16 protein-coding genes are annotated in these 18,858 nt (G+C 67.2%); 6 read left to right on the top strand and 10 right to left on the bottom strand.

Annotated elements, in window-relative coordinates; all coding sequences use genetic code 11:
- Nucleotides 1-268 precede the first annotated feature (268 nt).
- Nucleotides 269-1,318: an AbrB family transcriptional regulator gene (locus ETC07_RS05055; RefSeq protein ID WP_136247420.1), complete on the top strand. Its 1,050-nt coding sequence runs from the start codon at nt 269-271 to the stop codon at nt 1,316-1,318.
- 212 nt (nt 1,319-1,530) lie between these two features.
- Nucleotides 1,531-2,880 (top strand): exodeoxyribonuclease VII large subunit, encoded by a 1,350-nt coding sequence (gene xseA / locus ETC07_RS05050; RefSeq protein ID WP_136247419.1) that lies wholly within the window; start codon nt 1,531-1,533, stop codon nt 2,878-2,880.
- A gap of 36 nt (nt 2,881-2,916) precedes the next feature.
- Here xseA and glrR read toward each other — a convergent pair whose 3' ends face one another.
- From glrR to ETC07_RS05020, 6 genes are all read right to left on the bottom strand, one after another.
- A complete protein-coding gene (gene glrR, locus ETC07_RS05045) occupies nt 2,917-4,311 on the bottom strand; it encodes a two-component system response regulator GlrR (RefSeq protein WP_276605499.1) in 1,395 nt (464 codons plus the stop codon).
- A gap of 15 nt (nt 4,312-4,326) precedes the next feature.
- Nucleotides 4,327-4,869 (bottom strand): hypothetical protein, encoded by a 543-nt coding sequence (locus ETC07_RS05040; RefSeq protein ID WP_136247418.1) that lies wholly within the window; start codon nt 4,867-4,869, stop codon nt 4,327-4,329.
- A complete protein-coding gene (locus tag ETC07_RS05035) occupies nt 4,866-6,356 on the bottom strand; it encodes an ATP-binding protein (RefSeq protein ID WP_136247417.1) in 1,491 nt (496 codons plus the stop codon). Before ETC07_RS05035 ends, ETC07_RS05040 begins: the two co-directional genes overlap by 4 nt.
- Before the next feature lie 768 nt (nt 6,357-7,124).
- Nucleotides 7,125-8,438 (bottom strand): amino-acid N-acetyltransferase, encoded by a 1,314-nt coding sequence (gene argA / locus ETC07_RS05030; RefSeq protein ID WP_136247416.1) that lies wholly within the window; start codon nt 8,436-8,438, stop codon nt 7,125-7,127.
- A 182-nt stretch (nt 8,439-8,620) separates the two neighbouring features.
- Nucleotides 8,621-9,886: an inorganic phosphate transporter gene (locus ETC07_RS05025; protein WP_136247415.1), complete on the bottom strand. Its 1,266-nt coding sequence runs from the start codon at nt 9,884-9,886 to the stop codon at nt 8,621-8,623.
- A 59-nt stretch (nt 9,887-9,945) separates the two neighbouring features.
- Nucleotides 9,946-10,626, bottom strand: a complete 681-nt coding sequence (locus ETC07_RS05020) for a TIGR00153 family protein (protein ID WP_136247414.1) — start codon at nt 10,624-10,626, stop codon at nt 9,946-9,948.
- A gap of 109 nt (nt 10,627-10,735) precedes the next feature.
- On the opposite strand from ETC07_RS05020, the gene ETC07_RS05015 reads away from it, so the two are divergent.
- A complete protein-coding gene (locus ETC07_RS05015) occupies nt 10,736-11,602 on the top strand; it encodes a CYTH domain-containing protein (RefSeq protein WP_136247413.1) in 867 nt (288 codons plus the stop codon).
- 37 nt (nt 11,603-11,639) lie between these two features.
- Nucleotides 11,640-12,530 carry an ion transporter gene (locus ETC07_RS05010; RefSeq protein WP_136247412.1) on the top strand — a complete coding sequence of 297 codons (891 nt, stop codon included), beginning with the start codon at nt 11,640-11,642 and terminating at the stop codon, nt 12,528-12,530.
- 36 nt (nt 12,531-12,566) lie between these two features.
- Here the strand turns inward: ETC07_RS05010 and ETC07_RS05005 are convergent, their stop codons facing one another.
- From ETC07_RS05005 to ETC07_RS04995, 3 genes are all read right to left on the bottom strand, one after another.
- Complete coding sequence (locus ETC07_RS05005) at nt 12,567-13,340, bottom strand: HAD family acid phosphatase (RefSeq protein ID WP_136247411.1); 774 nt, start codon at nt 13,338-13,340, stop codon at nt 12,567-12,569.
- Nucleotides 13,341-13,567: 227 nt separating this feature from the next.
- Nucleotides 13,568-14,191, bottom strand: a complete 624-nt coding sequence (locus ETC07_RS05000) for an L-threonylcarbamoyladenylate synthase (RefSeq protein ID WP_136247410.1) — start codon at nt 14,189-14,191, stop codon at nt 13,568-13,570.
- A gap of 57 nt (nt 14,192-14,248) precedes the next feature.
- Nucleotides 14,249-15,160, bottom strand: a complete 912-nt coding sequence (locus ETC07_RS04995) for a PHP domain-containing protein (protein WP_136247409.1) — start codon at nt 15,158-15,160, stop codon at nt 14,249-14,251.
- A 171-nt stretch (nt 15,161-15,331) separates the two neighbouring features.
- Between ETC07_RS04995 and ETC07_RS04990 the strand changes: the two genes are divergently transcribed.
- Together ETC07_RS04990 and mnmC are read left to right on the top strand one after the other, a co-directional pair.
- The gene (locus ETC07_RS04990) at nt 15,332-15,631 is read left to right on the top strand and encodes a YciI family protein (protein ID WP_136247408.1); all 300 of its coding nucleotides are present in this window, start codon (nt 15,332-15,334) and stop codon (nt 15,629-15,631) included.
- A 221-nt stretch (nt 15,632-15,852) separates the two neighbouring features.
- A complete protein-coding gene (gene mnmC, locus ETC07_RS04985) occupies nt 15,853-17,874 on the top strand; it encodes a bifunctional tRNA (5-methylaminomethyl-2-thiouridine)(34)-methyltransferase MnmC2/FAD-dependent 5-carboxymethylaminomethyl-2-thiouridine(34) oxidoreductase MnmC1 (RefSeq protein ID WP_136247407.1) in 2,022 nt (673 codons plus the stop codon).
- Between the two features lie 19 nt (nt 17,875-17,893).
- Here mnmC and ETC07_RS04980 read toward each other — a convergent pair whose 3' ends face one another.
- Nucleotides 17,894-18,802, bottom strand: coding sequence for a LysR family transcriptional regulator (locus ETC07_RS04980; protein WP_136247406.1), 909 nt, complete (start codon nt 18,800-18,802; stop codon nt 17,894-17,896).
- Between the last annotated feature and the right edge of the window lie 56 nt (nt 18,803-18,858).

Genomic DNA, 18,858 nt, shown 5'->3' with positions numbered 1-18,858 from the left:
GATCGTACATCGCCGCACCGACGTACCTCGCGGCTCGCCGTGACTCCGCCTCAGCGCCGGACTCCCCGTTCCCAGGCCGCTGCGAAACACCCCGGCTCCGGCAGTACGGGGGCACGTCCAGCGTTGTCGATCAGCGGCGACGACCCGGGTATCCTGTGGCAATCTGGCAGCTTGCCGGGGCGATGGATCGCCACCCTTTTCCCGCCGACACATCACCGGATCCCACACTCGGCTCGCTGCCACGCCCCGTCCCTCGACTGGAGCCACCTTGCCCTCAGCCCTCGCCTCCCTGCTGCGCTTCCTGCCCACCCTGATCCTCGGCATCGCCGGCGGCGCTCTGGCCTTCGCCATCAACCTGCCGCTGCCATGGCTGCTCGGCGCCATGCTCGCCACCACCGTGGCGAGCATGGCCGGCTTGCGGCTGCGCTCCCCCGGGCGCGGCCGCAAGGGAGTGCTGGTGGTGATCGGGGTGATGCTGGGCTCGGCCTTTACCCCTCAGCTCTCCGGCGACCTGGGGCTGTGGAGCCTGAGCCTTGCCGTGATGCTGGCAGCCACGGCAGCGATGATGGCGTTCTCGGTGTGGTTCTCGCAGCGCGTGGCCGGTCATTCACGGGAAACGGCACTGTATGCCGGCGTACCGGGTGGTGTCTCCACGGTCACGGTGATGGCGATGGCCTCGGGCGCCGACCTGCGCGTGGTGGGAATGACTCATGCGATACGCATCCTGGTACTGTTGATCGCGATCCCCCCGGTGCTCCAGGCCATCGGCCATGTCGACCTGGCCGGCACCACGCCAGACCTGACCCAGTGGTTATGGCACCCCGGCGCACGGGATGCCGGCTGGCTGGTCGTCGCCGGCCTCGGCGGCCTGTGGCTGGGGCGCCTGCTGCGCCTGCCCAATGCCCTGCTGTTCGGCCCGGCACTGGCCTCGGCGGCCCTGCATTTGAGTGGCGTCACCCATGCCGCGGTGCCGCCGATGCTGCTCGCCCTGGCCCAGGTGCTGATCGGCATCTCGGTGGGGGTACGCTTCGCCGGCACCTCGCTGGCGCGAGTCGGCCACACGCTACTGATGGCCGTCGGGCAGGCATTGGTGCTGCTGGCATTCGCCGTGATCGCCGCCTGGCTGGGCCACCTGCTGACCGGCGTCTCGGCCGCCGCCGCACTACTCGCCTACATGCCCGGTGGGGCCCCCGAGCTGAGCCTGGTGGCGCTGACGCTGGGCATCGACCCCGCCTTCGTGACCACCCACCACCTGCTGCGCATCAGCGTGTTGGTGTTGATCCTGCCGACGCTGCTCAAGCGACTAGGAAAACACTGATTCATTGCTGCGCTCGGTATCTTGGCTGCCGGCGGTGCTCAAAATCCTCATTTAACACCCCGTAAACTCCGGTTATTCCGCTCCGGCGTCAGCCAACCTCCCATCGTTCGCGACATGAATCAGCGCTTCCCAGGCGCCGCGGTCGCCTAGCGAGCGCCCAGGCCGGTCGGCTACAGTACGGGCTCCCGACACTTCCCCCGACGAGGATGCCCATGCCCAGCGCCGACGACACGGCCCTCTCCGTCAGCGAGCTCAACCGCCGCGCCCGCCAGGCGCTGGAACAGGACGTCGGCGATGTCTGGGTAGAGGGTGAGCTATCCGGGGTCACACGGCCGGCGTCGGGCCATGTCTACTTCACCCTCAAGGACGAGCGGGCCCAGTTGCGCTGCGCCCTGTTTCGCACCCGTGCACGCTTCGTCGCCGCACCGATGCGCGACGGCGACCGCGTCAGGGTGCGCGGCCGGGTCTCGCTGTTCGAGCCACGCGGCGACTACCAATTGCTCGTCGAGGCCGTACAGGCGACGGGCGAAGGCGAACTACTGGCCGCCTACGAGCGCCTCAAGGCCCGACTCGATGCCGAGGGAGTGTTCGCCAATGCCCGCCCGCTGCCTTATCCGCCTCGCCACCTGCTGGCGCTGACGTCGCCCACCGGAGCGGCGATCCGCGACGTGCTGGCGGTATTAGCGACCCGCTGGCCGCTGACCCGGGTGACGCTGATCCCGGTACCGGTACAGGGCCGCGAGGCGGCGCCGGCGATGATCGCCGCGCTGGGTATGCTGAATCGCCAGGCGACGCTCGACCCGGCCCGCGATGCCATCCTGGTCACCCGCGGCGGCGGTAGCCTCGAAGACCTGTGGGCCTTCAACGACGAACACCTGGCCCGGGCGATCTTCCATTCCCGGCTGCCGGTGATGTCGGCGGTGGGCCACGAGGTCGACACGACGCTTGCCGACTTCGCCGCCGACCGCCGCGCCCCTACCCCCTCGGCGGCGGCCGAGCAGCTGGTGCCCGACCAGCGCGACCTGGCTCAGCGCCTGAAGGGGCTCGAGGAGCGGCTGCTCCGCGCCCAGCGCGCCCGGCTCGACACCGAGGCGCAGCGCCTCGACCATCTACACGCACGGCTACGCCATCCCGGCGAGGTGCTGAGCTTCCGGCGCCACCAGCTCGAGCAACTGGAGAAGCGCCTGCATCGGGCCATGCAGGCTCGACGGGAGGCCGCGCGCCGCCGTTCGGACGAGCTCCAGCACCGCCTGTCGCGACACTCGCCAGCGCGCCGGCTCGAACAGGAGACCCGGCGGCTGACCCTGGCTCGCCAGCGCCTGTACCAGGCCATGCCCCGCGAACTGACCCATCACCGCGAACGGCTGTCCGCCATCGCCCGCGAGCTGCAGGCCGTCAGCCCCCTGGCGGTGCTGAGCCGCGGCTATGCGATCCTCGAAAACGACGCGGGCCGGGTGGTCCGCCATGCGGCGGACACCCGGCCCGGGGAGCGCCTGTCGGCGCGGCTCGGCGAGGACCGCCTGAGCCTGGAGGTGCTACCCAGCGAGGACACCGGCGACTGAACACGCCTCGCCATGCGGCCTCGATGAGACTCCGAATCAGGAGGCTTCGCCGTGGGCCGCCCCCGGCTTGAAGGTCGAGGGCTCGAGCTCGTGGCGCGCCAGCAGCTTGTAGAAATCGGTGCGATTACGCCCGGCGATGCGCGCGGCCTGGGTCACGTTGCCCTCGGTGATCTTGAGCACCTTGATCAGGTAGCTGCGCTCGAAGCCTGCCCGGGCGTCGCTGAAGGTCGGCAGCGCGTTCTCCTCGGCGGCCAGCGCCTGGGCGACCAGCGCCTCGGGGATCATCGGCGCGCTGGTCAGCGCCACGCACTGCTCGACCACATTGACCAGCTGGCGCACGTTGCCGGGCCAAGCGCTTGAAGCCAGCAGGTTGAGCGCCTCCCGCGAGAAGCCTTTGACGAAGGGCTTGTGGCGCTCCGCCGCCTGAGTCACCAGATACTTGGCCAGCAGCGGCACGTCTTCGGCCCGCTCCTTGAGCGGCGGCAGCTTGAGATTGACCACGTTGAGGCGATAGAAGAGATCCTCCCGGAAATCGCCGTCGTGCATCGCCTGGCTCAGGTCGCGGTGGGTAGCCGAGATCAGCCGCACATCGATAGACACCGAGGTCGTAGAGCCCAGCGGGCGAATCTGGCGTTCCTGCAACGCACGCAGCAGCTTGACCTGCAACGGCAACGGCATGTCACCGATCTCATCGAGGAACAAGGTGCCGCCATCGGCCGCCTGGAATAAGCCCTTGTGTTCGCTGATCGCACCGGTGAAGGCGCCCTTGGCATGGCCGAACAGCTCACTCTCCAGCAGCTGTTCGGGCAAGGCGCCGCAATTGATGGCTACGAACGGTTTGTCGGCACGCGGGCTGGCCCTATGGATGGCCTCGGCCATCAGCTCCTTGCCCGACCCGGAGGGGCCGGTCACCAGCACGCTGACATCGGAGGACGCCACCATCCGCGCCTGCTCGAGGATGCGCTCCATCTCAGGGCTGCGGGTGATGATCGCCTCGCGCCAGCGGTCGTCACCATCGTTACCACCGGCAGCACTGGTGTGCCTGAGCGCCTCATCGATGGTGGTGAACAGCTCCTCCCGATCCACCGGTTTGGTGAGAAAGCCGAACACACCCTGGCGGGTCGCGCTGACGGCATCGGGAATCGACCCGTGGGCGGTGAGGATGATCACCGGCAGGCCCGGCAAGCGACGCTGTATCTCCTGGAACAACGCCAGGCCGTCCATCTCGTCCATGCGCATGTCGGACAACACCAGGTCCGGATTGCCGGCATCCAGCTGCTTGAGGGCCGTGCGACCGCTCTCGGCGGTGGTCACCCGATAGCCGCGACTCTCCAGGCGCATGCCCAGCAGCTTGAGGAGGCTCGGGTCGTCGTCCACCAGCAAGATATGGGCCCCCGGGTTCAGGGCTTGAGGGCTTCCGCTTGGCATCATGTTCGTGTCTCCCGATTACTCAGTCTGCTGTCGCGAGTTGATATTGCGCTCGATGTCGGTGAGAGCGTCCAGCTTCTCATCAAGCGCGGCCTTGTCGTCCTCCAGTGCCTGACGGGCCCGGCGACTTTCCTCCAACCGTCGCTGCATGGCGCGCCGCCCTTCCAGCTCATTGAGCCAATAGCGCAGCAACGGCTGTAGCCGCGGCGGCGCCGCATGGAAGTCGGCCTTGTAAAGCTTGGAGGCGCGATCCCACTCGCCCTCACTGCCCCAGGACAGCACCACGGCGCGGGCCAGTCGCTGCTCGGTGGCATCGCCCGACAGGCGCGTGATCAGGGTATCGCGCCATATACGGTCGCCGCGCTGCGAGGCCAACCCTAAGGCCAGCCATTCCTGAAACTGGCATGCCGGGTCGTCGAAGTCAGGGAGTTCGTCGTAGCAGTCAACGGGATCTTCAATCGCGGATTCGCGGGGAGACCCAGCCAGTTTCTCAGGCAGCCACTGACAACCGGCCAGGCCGACCGACAGCAGGCACAGCAACAGGGGACGTGGGATCTTCATCGTTCCTTCCTTGCGTCATCGTCCGCCGTGGCGGCGATTAATTCTGAGTGTTCGGTATCCGGCATCGGACGCGGCAGCGTGATGCGAAAACACACCGCCAGGCGCTCGTCATCCACCAGCGCCAGGCCGCCGTGCTGAAGGCGCGCACAGTCAGCGGCCACCGACAAACCGATGCCGGACCCCTTGAGCGCCCCCTTGCGGCGAACGCGCCCTTGATAGAAGGCCTCGAACAACCGTGACCGATCTTCTTCGGGGATCGGTTCGCCGCTGTTGGCCACCTCGATGACCAGCCGCTCATCACTGGTGCGAGCACGAATCTCGAGCTCACCGCCATCTTCGCCATAGGCGATGGCGTTAGAGATCAGGTTATCGACAAGACGAGAGGTGGCCGTGCGATCGAGCCGCCAGACCCGCGGTCCGTCGAAACAGTGCACGGCCATGCCTTTCTGCTGCAAAGCCAGGTGGTGCTTGGCCAGCACCTCCTTGACCACGGTGGCAACATCCAGGCGCTCGATCTCAAGGCGCTGATTGTGCTGCAACAGGTTATAGTCGAGCAGCTGCTCGATCAGCTGCTGCAATTCGCCACCGCTGGCGTCGATCAGCTCGAGGATCTCACGCTGATGGCCAGTGAGTTCACCGGCCACGCCATCGGTCAACAGCGCGGAGCCCTCACGAACACTGGCCAGCGGCGTCTTGAGCTCGTGCGACATGTGACGCAGGAACTGCTGTTTCTGCTCCTCCAGCTCGTCGAGCCGCGAGGCCAACCAGTCGAGCCGCTCATCGAGACTGACCAGCTCGGCGGGCCCCTGTACCGGCGTCGGGCGCGCGTTCTTGCCACCGCTGCCGATACCCAGGATGCGCCGCTCTAGCTGGCGTACCGGACGCACGATCAAGCGAGTGAACAACAGCATCAGGATGAAGCTGGCCGAAACCAACGCCGCGGTTTGCCACCATAGCCGGTGCTGCACGGTCTCGGCGCGCCGGCGGATGTTCTCCAGGCGATCGTCGATGCGTTGGTTAGTCGCGTGACGCATCGCCTCGGTATATTTGGCGAAGGGCAAGAAGTCGGTCAGGCGCTCCCGGAACGTCGCGATCGGCAGCTCGGACAGCTCGGACAGCCGATCGAGCTGCTCGGATAGCGCCTCGACGTCCGGATCATCGGGCAGCAGCTCACGCTGCTGGGCCAGCAAACGACGATACTCCGCCAACCGCTCGTCGTAGATATCGAGCAGGCTCTCCTGTTCGACCACGGCATACTGACGGGCGCCACGCTCCATCTCCAGCGCCAGAGCACCGAGGGTGCGGGCGCGCCGCGTCTCCTCTACCGCCTGTCGTGCGCTCTGGTCGGCAAGGCGCGAGAGTTCGGAGAGCGCCTGCCCGGCCTGAAACATCAGCACGGCCAGGGGCAGCATCACCATCAGGAAGGCCAGCAGCACCAGCTGTAACAGCGAGCGCGGCCGCCAACGGCGAGAAACGGCAGAAGTCATGGCCAGTATTCGGAAAAGGAGTGAGTCGACAACCACTATATAACCACCCGAGGATACCAGAATTCAGCCTGTCTCCCGTGCCGCATCGCGGCCGTACAGGCAAAAAAAAGGCCGGCATAGCCGGCCCAATACGCAGGGAACTGAAGGGATGGGAAAACCGTTCGACCGATCATGCGGTCCATTTTCCCGGAGCCAGAAGGCCCATGAAGCAGCGGAACCCCGTCTCAGCTAGGGTGGGATCCCTGAGGCGGCTCGCCGCCTCGCTTCTTCTGACGGCCCCGCCGGGGCGCGGCCGTGCAATTCGTCCCCCTCTACGGGGGAGAGGCATCCTTGCCAGGGCATCCTTGCCCTCTCGGTACCCTTCCATGACGACGTCGTCGGTACCGTCTCATCGCAACCTAAGTCACACATCGCTGGAGCAGACGCTGGTCGCGGCGAGGCCAAAGGCACAGGGCAGTGTCGTCGTTCGCCTCGCCGCGGCCAGAAAACGGTTCGAGCCGTTTGAACCGTTTTCCGCTTGCTCACCTTGTACAATGCCAAGCCTGTGCCAGATTATAAAAAGCATTTAAAAATCAGAATCTTATATATAACGAGATCGGAAAGGATCCGCTCATCCAGCGACGAATGACCCTTCAGGCGGATTTTTCGTCCCCGACGAGAGACGCCATCACGACAGAACGCAGAAAAAGCTTTACTGACAATGAGTTAAAGAGTCTCTAATCGGCGACATATCGCCACCCATGTGCAGGGAACGAGCGACGCCGTCGCTCAATCGAGGGGCTTGATCAGGATCTTGGATTGACGAGCCTGATTGTAGGCATCGCGCTTGAGGGGGGGCAGGTCATCGATGCCGGCGAGGCCGAAGCCATGCTCGAAGAACCAGTGGGCGGTATGCGTGGTCAGCGCGAACAAGGCCTCGAGCCCGCGTCCGCGCGCCAACCGTTCCACCTCACCGAGCATCACGTCGCCTCGGGCGCCGCCGCGGTAGTCGCCGTGCACGGCGACACAGGCCAGCTCGCCCATGCGGGCCTTGGGGAAGACATGCAGCGCGGCACAGCCGATGACCATGCCGTCACGCTCGATGACGACATAGTCGTCGATCTCGTATTCCAGACGTTCCCGGGAGCGCGGCACCAGCATGCCACGCCGCTCCAGCGGCTCCAGCAGCTCCAGCAGCCCGCCGATGTCGTCGATCCCCGCACGGCGTAGCTGCTCGTAGCGATGCTGAGTGATCATGGTACCCACGCCGTCACGGGTGAACAGCTCGCCGAGCAGGGCATCGTGATCCTGCCACGACAGCAGGTGGGTACGCGCCACGCCATGACGGGCGGCCCCGATGGCGGCCCCCAAGTGGCGGGCCAGCTCGCTGCCGGCCTCGGCGGCGGCCAGCTGCGGTTCGGCCTCGTCCGGCGCCAACTGGCGACGCAGGTGGCCGCCCTCGTCGCACAGCCCGCTGGCCTCGCCGAGCAGGATCAACTTGTCGGCGGACAATACCGTGGCCGTGTGCCGGGCGACATCGGCGGCATCCAGGTCGAAGACTTCACCGGTGCTGGAATAGCCCAGCGGCGAAAGCAGCACCAGCGAGCGCTGATCCAGCAGGCCACGGATCGCCTCGTCGCGGACGCGACGCACCTCACCGCTGCGATCGAAGTCGACGCCATCACGCACGCCCAGCGGCTTGGCCATGACCAGATTACCCGAGACCACCGTCATCTCCACGCCATGCAACGGCGTATTGGGCAGCCCCAGCGAGAGCCGCGACTCCAGCCACAGGCGTTGCTCGGCGGCCACCCGTTCGACGCGGGCCATGATCGTCTCGTCGGCGACCCAACGCCCGCGATGACGATGCGGCGTGATTTGGCCTTCGTTCAGGGCCCGCTCGACCTGTGGACGGATGCCCAGCACCACCACCAGGCGCACGCCCAGGGTATGCAGCAGCGCCAGATCCTGGATGAGCTGCTCGCCTCGGCCTTCCGCTACCGCCTCGCCTTCGATCAGGATGACGAAGGTGCATCCTCGATGGGCATTGATATACGGCGAGGAGTTGCGAAACCAGTCGACGAAGGGGAAGCGAGTATCCAAGGCCGCACTCCGGCAGCAGGTGAAGGGAAGCGAGAGCCTTGACTATACCAGACGCATGAAAACGGCGGCACCAACAAGCCTGCGAGCTGCGAATCAGCAGCGTAAAGCCGCCCGAGGCATAAGAAAACCCGAAGGCCGGGGCCTTCGGGTTGCCGTGTCGTGCGGCGCTTACTGCTCGGCGCTTAGCCGAACATGCCCTTCAGCATGAAGAAGAAGACGATCGCCAGGATCGCGCCGGCCGGCAGGGTGATCAGCCACGACATCACGATGGTGCCGATCACGCGCAGGTTGAGCGCCGCCATGCCACGCGCCAGGCCCACGCCCAGCACCGCGCCGACCAGGGTCTGGGTGGTGGAGATCGGTAGCCCGGTGCCGGAGGCCAGCACCACGGTGGTGGCGGCCGCCAGCGTGGCGGCGAAGCCACGGCTCGGGGTCAGCTCGGTGATGCCGGTGCCCACGGTGGCGATCACCTTGTGACCATAGGTCACCAGGCCGACGACGATGCCGCCGCCACCCAGCACCAGCACCCACCATGGCACCAACGCCTCGCCGCCGACTTGTCCCCCGCTCTGCACGACGGTCATCACCGCGGCCAGCGGCCCGACGGCATTGGCCACGTCGTTGGAGCCGTGTGCGAAGGCCATGGCGCAGGCGGTGAACAGCATCAGCACGCCGAACACGCGCTCGACACCACCGAAGCCGAAGGCATCGTCCTGGCGCCTCTCATTGCCCACACGGCGTTCGAGCAGCCCTCCCAGCAGCATCACGCCGACACCGACTCCAGTCGCGTAGAGCAGACTCTCGCCGAAGCCGAGTTCGAGCCCGACATGCTTGAGCCCCTTGGTCAGGGTGACCATGGCGACGATGAAGCCGACCATGAAGACATACATCGGCACATAACGCTTGGCCGCCGCGAAGGGGTCGCGGTTCTCGAAGATCAGGTGTTGGACCGACTTGAACAGCATGAAGGCGATCGAGCCCGACATCAGCGGCGAGACCACCCAGCTGGCGGCGATCTTCCCCACACCGCCCCAGTCCACGGTGGAGGCCCCCAGACCGACGGCGCCGAAGCCCACGATGGCGCCGACGATGGAATGGGTGGTAGAAACCGGCCAGCCCCGCATCGAGGCGATCAACAGCCAGGTCGCCGCCGCCAGCAGCGAGGCCAGCATGCCGTAGACCAGCAACTGCGGATCGTCCTCGAGCTGGGTCGTATCGATGATGCCCTTGCGGATGGTGTTGGTCACCTCGCCCCCGGCCAGCCAGGCACCGAGGAACTCGAAGATCACGGCGATGATGATCGCCTGCTTGATGGTGATGGCCTTGGAGCCGACGGAGGTGCCCATGGCGTTGGCCACGTCGTTGGCACCCACCCCCCAGGCCATGAAGAAGCCGAAGGCACAGGCGAGGATGATGAAGATGTCGCCGTGTTGCGCGATGATCGACATAGGACGGAAACCTTGTATCGGGTCAGAAGGTGGCGGTTATGGTTACGGGAGATTCCCGCTCAGTTGGCCGTCATGATCTGAAGGCGGCTACCGACGCGCTCGGCGCGATCGGACAGCTCACCGACCCAGTCGATGATCTTGTAGAGGAACATCACGTCCACCGGGGGCAGCTCGCCCTCGAGGGTGAAAAGCTGGCGACGGATGGCGACCTGCTGCTCGTCGGTCTGCTGCTCCAGGGTGTGCAGCTCACGGATCAACGTCTGCATCACCTCGGAGACATTACGACCGAAACCGGACTCGAGCAGGTCCTTGAGCTCTTCCAGGGCGACGCGCGCCTGGGCGACGCAAGCCACCGAGGTACGTATGTAGTCGCGCATCGGCTGGGCGAGCTCGTCGGGCATCTGCATGCGGCGGCCCAGCATGATGCCGGTGATGTCCCGCGCCTTGTTGGCGATCTTGTCCTGGACACTGATCAGGTCCAGCAGGTCGGAACGCGACACCGGCAGGAACATGGTATTGGGAAGATTGAGGCGCAGCTCGGTCTTGAGCTCGTCGGCCTCGTGTTCGAGCCGGGTAATCGACTCACGCTGTCGGGCGGCTTCCTGCCAGTCTCCCGTGAGGGTGGCCTCGAAGAACGGCGGCAGGGCTTCTGCGCAGTCGCCGACCTTGACGATATGAGCCAGCAACGGCTGGAATGGCGAGCGACCGAACATCGCCGACAAAGGATTGGATGTCACCATGGGGCATCTAGGCACTTGGAAATGGCGGCATCAGTATAGTGACTGCCCGCGCCGGCGTCATGAGAAAATCATCGAATCTCCACGCACCTGCAAACGAGGCAGCCCGTCCATGGCACAAGAGATCGAACTCAAGCTGGCCCTGGCCTTCCCTGGCCCCGATGCCCTACGCCGGCACCCCCGGCTCGCCGGCCTCAGCTCTCACATCACCCGTCTGGGCAACACCTACTTCGATACCGCGGATGGCCGTCTGGAGGCCGAGCGCATGGCGCTGCGCCTGCGTCATGCCGACGGACGACTGTTGCAGACGCTGAAGACCAGCGGCCAAGGCAGCGGCGGCCTGTCGACCCGCGGCGAGTGGGAGTGGGAAGTGATCGGCCCGGGCCTCGACCTCGCCCGGCTCGCCGAGCTGCCTCCCATCCGAGCCTTGGGCGAAGGCGTCCTGGGCCGGCTCGTCCCCTGCTTTGCTACCGATTTCGTGCGCGAGACCTGGTGGTGGGAAGGCCACGGCAGCACCGTCGAGGTCGCACTGGATCTCGGCGAGGTCAAGAGCGACGACCGCCAGGTGCCGATCCGCGAGCTCGAACTCGAGCTCAAGGACGGCGACCCCGGCGCCCTTTTCGAGCTCGCCGACGCCCTCGCCGACACGCTCCCCCTGCGTCCCTCCGATACCAGCAAGGCCGCCCGCGGCGGCGCTTTGCTGGCAGGGCACTGGACGCTGCCCGACGGAGGGTCACCCGCCGCCTGGCTACACCGCGCCGTGGTCGCTCTGGACGCCCATGCCGATACCGGCGACAGTAGCTATCGCGAGGCCGCCCGCGAGGCCTTGCTGACGCTGGCCGAGCGCCATCCCGCAGCGCGCGAACCGGCGCAGCGACTGGCCGAGGCCCTGCAACACGACGACTGGCTGACCGCCGACACCGGCCGCCGGCTGTTCAGCCTGTCACGCGGCCTGCCCGACGCCGTCGAACTGGGCTGAAGAACGGGGCAGGGACGCCCCAGAACGAGGGAACGCCGTGAATCACGATCGCTTCAAGCCCGCCACGGGTGCCTGGCGCACCCGCGTCTTTCAGGTCATCTTCGAATCGGACACCCCGCTGGCCAAGGGCTTCGACATCGCCCTGATCGGCGTCATCCTGGCCAGTGTGCTGGTGGTGATGCTGGAGAGCGTTCCCTGGCTGGACGCCGTCTACAGCGGCGAGTTCCGGCTGCTCGAATGGGGTTTCACCCTGCTGTTCACCGCCGAACTCGCGATCCGACTCTACTGCCTGGAACGCCCCTGGCAGTACCTGAGAAGCTTCTACGGCATCATCGACCTGCTAGCCATCCTGCCCACCTGGCTAGCTCTGGTGGTCCCCGGCGCCCAGTCGCTGGTGGTGGTACGCCTGCTGCGCACCCTGCGCATCTTCCGGGTATTGCGGCTGATGGAGTTCGTCGGCGAGGGGCGACTGCTGATCGATGCCCTGGTGCGCAGCAGCCACCAGATCTTCCTGTTCCTGTTCACCGTGCTGATGCTGGTGACCATCTTCGCCTCGCTGATCTACTTGATCGAGCCCGCCGAGGCCGGTTTCACCAGCATTCCCACCGCCATCTACTGGGCCGTGGTGACGCTGACCACGGTGGGCTATGGCGATATCACACCGGTGACGCCGCTGGGCCGGGCCATCTCGGTCATGGTGATGCTGACCGGCTACGCGATCATCGCCGTGCCCACCGGCGTGTTCTCCGCCGAGGTCATCCGCTCGATCCGCGCCGACCGCTACTCCGACGAGGCCTGCCCCGGCTGCGGCCATGACCGTCACGAGCACAACGCCCGCTACTGCCTCAAGTGCGGTACCTGGCTCGACGAGGAAACCGCCGACCCACGCGACGCGGCACCCCCGAACGACACGACGCCCCGGGAGTGACCCGAGGCGTCGTGTCGCGTCCTTGAGATCACGAGATCATTCGACCTCGAGCGGCGCCTCCCAGGCGTCGAGCTCTGCTTCGCTCCAATCGCCGTAAGCCGCGTTGGGGAAGACGATCCAATCCTGGCCGAAGCGATCGGCATGCTCTTCGACGAGGTCGTGCTGACCGGCGAGCTCCGCGTCGCCGAACTCGCCGGCGAAGTCATGCAGGGAATCACCGAGCTGCATCACCAGCGTATGGTTCTCGACCACCGCGGCACGGCGCTCCGCCTTGGGCGGGCCGAGCAGCATGACGCTGTCCGCGCTGACCTGAGGCAGATCGAGGGCCTTCAGGGTGGCGAGGGTGTCGGCCTCGTTCTCCTGGTAGCGGTCGGACACGTAGAAAACCGCCACGCCCTGCTCATCGGCATAGTCCAGGAAGGCCTTGGCACCGGGGATCAGGCTCGGTTCACCCTCACGCTCCCAGCGCTTCCAGGTATCCCAGGCGGTGAAGTCATGGCACTCGGCCATGTCACGGGCCAGCAATGCGCTGTTGTCGATCACCGTTTCATCGAGGTCGGTGATGATCGCCGGGGCAACGCCTTCGCCCAAGGCCTCCAGCCGATCTTCGAGCCGATAGCGAGCCAGGGCGAATCCCTGGCGCTGCAGAGCGGCGACTTCGGCGGACTGTTGCTGATAGCGCAGGCCCATCGCGTAGGCGTGTTGGGCGCAGCCCATGGAATCGTTGTCGGCGGCGACGGCTGGGGCGGCTAGCGGCAAGGCCATCAGCCCGGCCAGCATGGCGACACGGGAGTAAGCAGGCATCGGCATAGGAGTTTCCTTGTCATGGGTGCTTGCGAGGACGAGCCGTTCACCCGCCATCCCATTACACCTTGTTATCGAAGCAAGACGCCTGGATCATATTTTATTTTTATTGCACATTCAAACAACACCCATGACCAACATCGCCTCGCTTCACTCCTTCCCCAGCCCAACAAAAAACCGGCCCAGACCCGTCGGGTCTGAGCCGGTTCGAAGCATGCGCGTGTGTCAGGCGATCATGCCTGAAAAGGCGAGACGTCTCCGCGTCCTTCGCGTACCACCGTGGGCGGCAGCTCGCGCAGGTCGATCACGCTGGTCGGCTCCAGGTGACAGGCGCCGCCATCGATGATCAGCGACAGGTGAGCGCCGAAGCGATCACGAATCTCCTCGGCATCGGTCATCGGCAGTGCTTCGCCGTCGGGGATCAGGGTCACGCTCATCAGCGGTTCACCGAGCGTATCGAGCAGCGCGCGGGTGATGTTGTGGTCGGGCACCCGCACGCCGATCGAGCGGCGCTTGGGGTGCAACAGCAGGCGCGGCACCTCGTTGGTGGCCTGCAGGATGAAGGTGTAGGCCCCGGGCGTATGCGCCTTGAGCAGCCGGAAGACGGCGTTATCGACCTTGGCGTAGGTGCCGATCTCGGAGAGGTCGGCACACACCAGGGTGAAGTTGTGCTTGTCGTCCAGCGAACGCAGCCACTTGATGCGCTCGACGGCCTTCTTGTCGCCCAGGTGGCACCCCAGGGCGTAACCGGAATCGGTCGGGTAGGCGATCACACCGCCATCGCGGATGATCTGCACCGCCTGGTCGATGAGGCGCTTCTGGGGATTGTCCGGGTGGACCTGGAAGAACTGGCTCATGGGCACTCCCTGTTCTCGTGGATCACGCGTGTGATTCGTGCCGGCGCACGCCGGCCATCAGGCCGCGGGGGCCGCCCGGTCGATCCAGGCCGCCAGCCGCGGATGGGTCCAGACCGGGGCCACCGCGGTTCGCGGTAGCGGGCTCATGCTGCCCGGCGACAGATGCCCGCCGGGGAAGTGGAAGTCGCTGCCCAGCGAGGCCAGCAGGTCGCGCTCCTGGAGCTGACGGGCCAGATCGCGGGTGACATCGGCGTTCTGGAAACCGCTGATCAGCTCGGCGGCGCGGCCGCCGGCGGCGCCGAAATCGTCCAGCAGCAGGCCTCGCTTGCGACGGGTCAGCTTGTGACGCAGCGGGTGCGCCAGCACCGCGATGCCGCCCGACTCGACGATCCAGCGCACGCCCTCGCGCAGATGGGGCCACAGCGCCTTGACGTCGCCGGCCTTGCCGTTGCCCAGATGCTTCGCGAAGGCCGTGCCCACATCGGGCACCAGCCCCGCCGCGACGAGCGCCCGGGCGAAGTCAGGGCGCCCCAGCGGACGCTCGGAACCGGCCTGCTCGCGAGCCCGGGCCAGGGCATCGTCGAGGCCGATCTTCTCCAGGCGCGCGGCGATGGTCACCGCGCGTTTCTCCCGGGCATCGGCCTGGGCGACGAGCCCCTCGGCAAGCGCGCCGCGAGCGCCCTCGGGCAGCAACCCCACCACGTGCAGGTTGATGCCACGCCACTGGGTCGAGAGCTCGGTCGCCGGCAACACGGCGAGCCCCGACGCCTCGCCGGCCTGTACCGCCTCGCCCACGCCATCCATGGTGTCATGGTCGGTCAAGGCGATATGGGTGAGGCCACGATCGCGACACAGCGCCACCAGGCCCGTCGGCGACAAGGCGCCGTCCGAGGCGGTGGAATGCATGTGTAGATCGATGCTGAGGGAGTCGCCCCCCTCGAAACGCACGGGAAGTGCTGGTATCGGCATGACGCGGGCAGGTGTCTTTGACAGAATATAGCAGCCATGGTGCTCGCCCGACCCATCCCGGTCAACCGAGCCGCTCGCTCGCCTGGTGCGCCGTCGACGCGTGCACGAGCGATACCCAGCGCTCAGGGCGGCCCACCGGGTCGATACGACAATCGCCGAGGACATCCCGAGATGCTCTACGCCATCATCAGTGAAGATGTGAACGACAGTCTGGAACGCCGCCTGGCCGCCCGCCCCGATCATCTGGCCCGCCTCGAGCGGCTGCGCGACGAGGGCCGCCTGATACTGGCCGGGCCCCATCCGGCCATCGATAGCGAGGCGCCCGGCGAGGCCGGCTTCAGCGGCAGCCTGGTGGTCGCCGAGTTCGATGACCTGGAAAACGCCCAGGCCTGGGCCGACGCCGACCCCTACATCATCGCCGGCGTCTACGCCCGGGTGACGGTCAAACCCTTCAACAAGGCCCTCCCCTGAACCACGCCATATGAAGCCCCGCGCGACCGGCAGAGCACCGCCGGCACGACGGGCGCCTGTGGGCATCGCCGTGACGGCGCTTATCAACAAGGCTTTTCCCCACAGCTTCTGTGGATAACATTGTTAAGACGCCGCGGACCCATTGCCCCAGCCCAGAGACGCAGGCGCCGCGGCGCTATCGATCAATTATTGACCAGACCCCGCCTCACCCGGAGCCGACCTTGACCGCCGCCCCCGACACCCTGCCGCCGCTGGCCGGCCTGGAAGGCGCCCGCCTCGACTGGCGTCAGGACGCCAGTGGCGAGAGCGCCCCGCATTCCCGCGCCTTCGACGACGTCTACTTCTCGCGCCACGATGGCCGCGCCGAGACCGAACACGTCTTCCTGGCTGCCAACCGCCTGCCCGAACGCTTCGCCTCCTGGCGCGAACCACGCCCCTTCGTGGTCGGCGAGACCGGCATCGGCACCGGGCTCAACATGCTCTGCACCTGGGCCTGCTTCGATGCGCATGCCCCGGCGGGCGCGCGACTGCACCTGGTCTCCACCGAGAAGTTTCCCCTCGCCCGCGACGACCTGGCCCGGGCACTGGCCGCCTGGCCGGACCTCGCCGAGCGCGCCGCCATGCTGATCGAACAATGGCCCGAGCCGGTGGCCGGCGTGCATCGCCTATGGCTCGACGCGCGGGTGACCCTCGACCTGCACCTCGGCGATACCACCGAGCGGCTCCAGCTGCTCGACGGCGCCGTCGATGCCTGGTTCCTGGACGGCTTCGCGCCGTCCAAGAACCCCGAGATGTGGCACCCCGAGCTGTTCGCCGCCATGGCCGCGCGATCACGCCCCGGCGCGACCTTCGCCACCTTCACCTGCGCCGGGGTGGTCAAGCGCGGCCTGAAGGCCGCCGGCTTCGCCTGGCGAAAGGTGCCGGGCTTCGGCCGCAAGCGCGAGATGCTGGCCGGCGAGATCGATACCCCGCCGGTGGATGAGCGCCGCCAGGCTACGCCCTGGTTCACGCCGCCCACGCCTCTTCCGGCACGCCGCGTCGCGGTGATCGGCGCCGGGCTCGCCGGCACCAGCGTGGCCGCCGCGCTGGCGCGGCGCGGCGTGGCGGTGACGCTGATCGACCGCGAGGGACCCGGCGCCGGCGCCTCGGGTAACGCCCAGGGCGCGCTCTACGTGAAGCTCGCCGCCGAGACCAACCGGCAGAGCCGGACCTACCTGGCCGGACTACTGCACACCCGGCGCTGGCTCGAGGCGCTGGACCCTGACGCCACGCTCTGGTCGCCTTGCGGTGTGCTGCAGCTCGCACCTACCGAGCGCGAGGCGCGCCGCCAGGCCCGCTTCCTCGCCAATCATCCGCTACCGGAAAGCGTGGTGCGTCCTGTCGATGCCGCCGAGGCCACCCGACTGGCCGGCCTGGCGCTGCCCTACGGCGGGCTCGACTACCCGCTGGCCGGCGCCGTGCGCCCGGATGCCCTGTGCCACCGGCTGGCGGCGAGCGACGGAGTGAGCGCTTACCGGGGTGAGGTTCGCGAGCTCGCACCCCACGACACCGGCTGGCGGCTGACGCTGGACGACGATGCCACGCTCGAGGTCGACCAGGTGGTGATCGCCGCGGCGACCGCCTCCAACGACTTCCCCCAGGCCGCCGCCCTGCCCCTGCAGCCGGTACGCGGCCAGATCTCGAGCCTGGCGCTGCCCAGCGGCGCCCCGGCACCGGCGCGAGTGGTCTGCGCCGGCGGCTACGCCATGCCGCCGCTGGGCGACACCCTGACCTTCGGCGCCAGCTTCGTGCCTCACGACGCCGATGCGGCGACGCGCGAGGCGGACCATGCCACCAACCTCGACGAACTCGAGCGCACCCTGCCCGGCTACCCGGCGGCGCTGGCGGCGGCCGGCGCCGAGCCATACGCCGACACCCTGAAGGGTCGCGCCGCGGTACGCGCCGCCAGCCCCGACAAGTCACCCTACGCCGGCCCGCTGCCGGACACCGACGCCTGGCGACATGATTATGCCGTGCTGGCCAAGGACGCCACCCGGGTGCCGGAACGGCCCGGCCGCCACCACCCGGGGCTGTGGATCAGTACCGCCCACGGCTCCCGCGGGCTCGCCAGCGCGCCGCTGTGCGCCGAACTCATCGCCTCGCGGATCTGCGATGAACCGCTGCCCCTGGAGGCGCCGCTGGCCGACCACCTGCACCCCGGACGCCGCGTGATCCGTGAGCTGATCCAACGCCAGCGAGCCTGAGCCCTCCGCCGGGAACGGCTCAGCGTTCCTCGTGATGCTGGATCTGCGCGGTGATCCAGCGCATGATCTCGCCGATCAACGCGCTGTGGGCATAGCGGGTACGCAGGAGGTAGCCGTGGCTCTCGCGCCGCACCGGCGCGGAAAGCGGGATCAGGCTGCCATCCTCGAGCGCATCCTCGATCAACAGATACCAGCCCAGCGCGATCCCCCGGCCGGCCTGGGCCGCATTGATCAGCAGGGGATAGTTGTTGTACTTGAAGACCGCCCCCGGGTCTTCATAGGGCACCCCGGCCAGGGCGCTCCACTCCCGCCAGTCGATCCAGCGCGCATTACGCTCGTCCATATGCAGCAGCGGCAGCGTCAACCAGCGCGGCGCGGCATCGCCCTCGACGAGCCCATGGCGTTCGGCGAAGGCGGGACTACAGACCGGCAGCACCTCTTCGGGGGTGAAGAGATCGCCCTGCTCGCCCTCGCGATCACAGTGGATGGCGATGTCGGCCCGACGATCCTGGCTGTCCTGATCCACGGCCAGCACCTCGATGTCCACCTCCGGGAAGCTCGCCTCGAGCCGCAACAGCCTGGGCAGCAGCCATAGATGAGCGAAGCCGAAGTCGGCGGCGATGACCACCCGGGGGCGCGTCGAGCGTGCACGGGTCCTGAGCGTATGGATGGCGCTGTCGAGGCGGTTGAGCGCCGGAGCGATGTCGTCGTAGAAACGCAAGGCCTCCTGGGTCGGGGCCAGGCCGCCCGCGCTGCGGTCGAATAGCACCAGGCCGACCTGGCTCTCGAGCCCGCGGATACGCTGGGAGATGGCCGGCTGGCTGGCCCCGAGTGCCTTGGCCGCCGCGGTCAGCGAGCCCAGGCGAAGGGTGGTCTCGAAGGCGGTGAGTGCCTTGAGGCTAGGCAATGAATCGTCGGTGTCGGCCATAAGGCAACTCGATGGGATGCATAAGGTGGACGCGCCTTCCTGGCCTGCGCCCAGTG

The sequence above is a fragment of the Halomonas borealis genome, assembly GCF_004798905.1.
In the GTDB taxonomy this organism is placed as follows: domain Bacteria; phylum Pseudomonadota; class Gammaproteobacteria; order Pseudomonadales; family Halomonadaceae; genus Halomonas; species Halomonas borealis.
The sequence above is the reverse complement of the archived record's forward strand: the minus strand, read 5'-3'. Positions and strand labels throughout refer to the sequence as shown.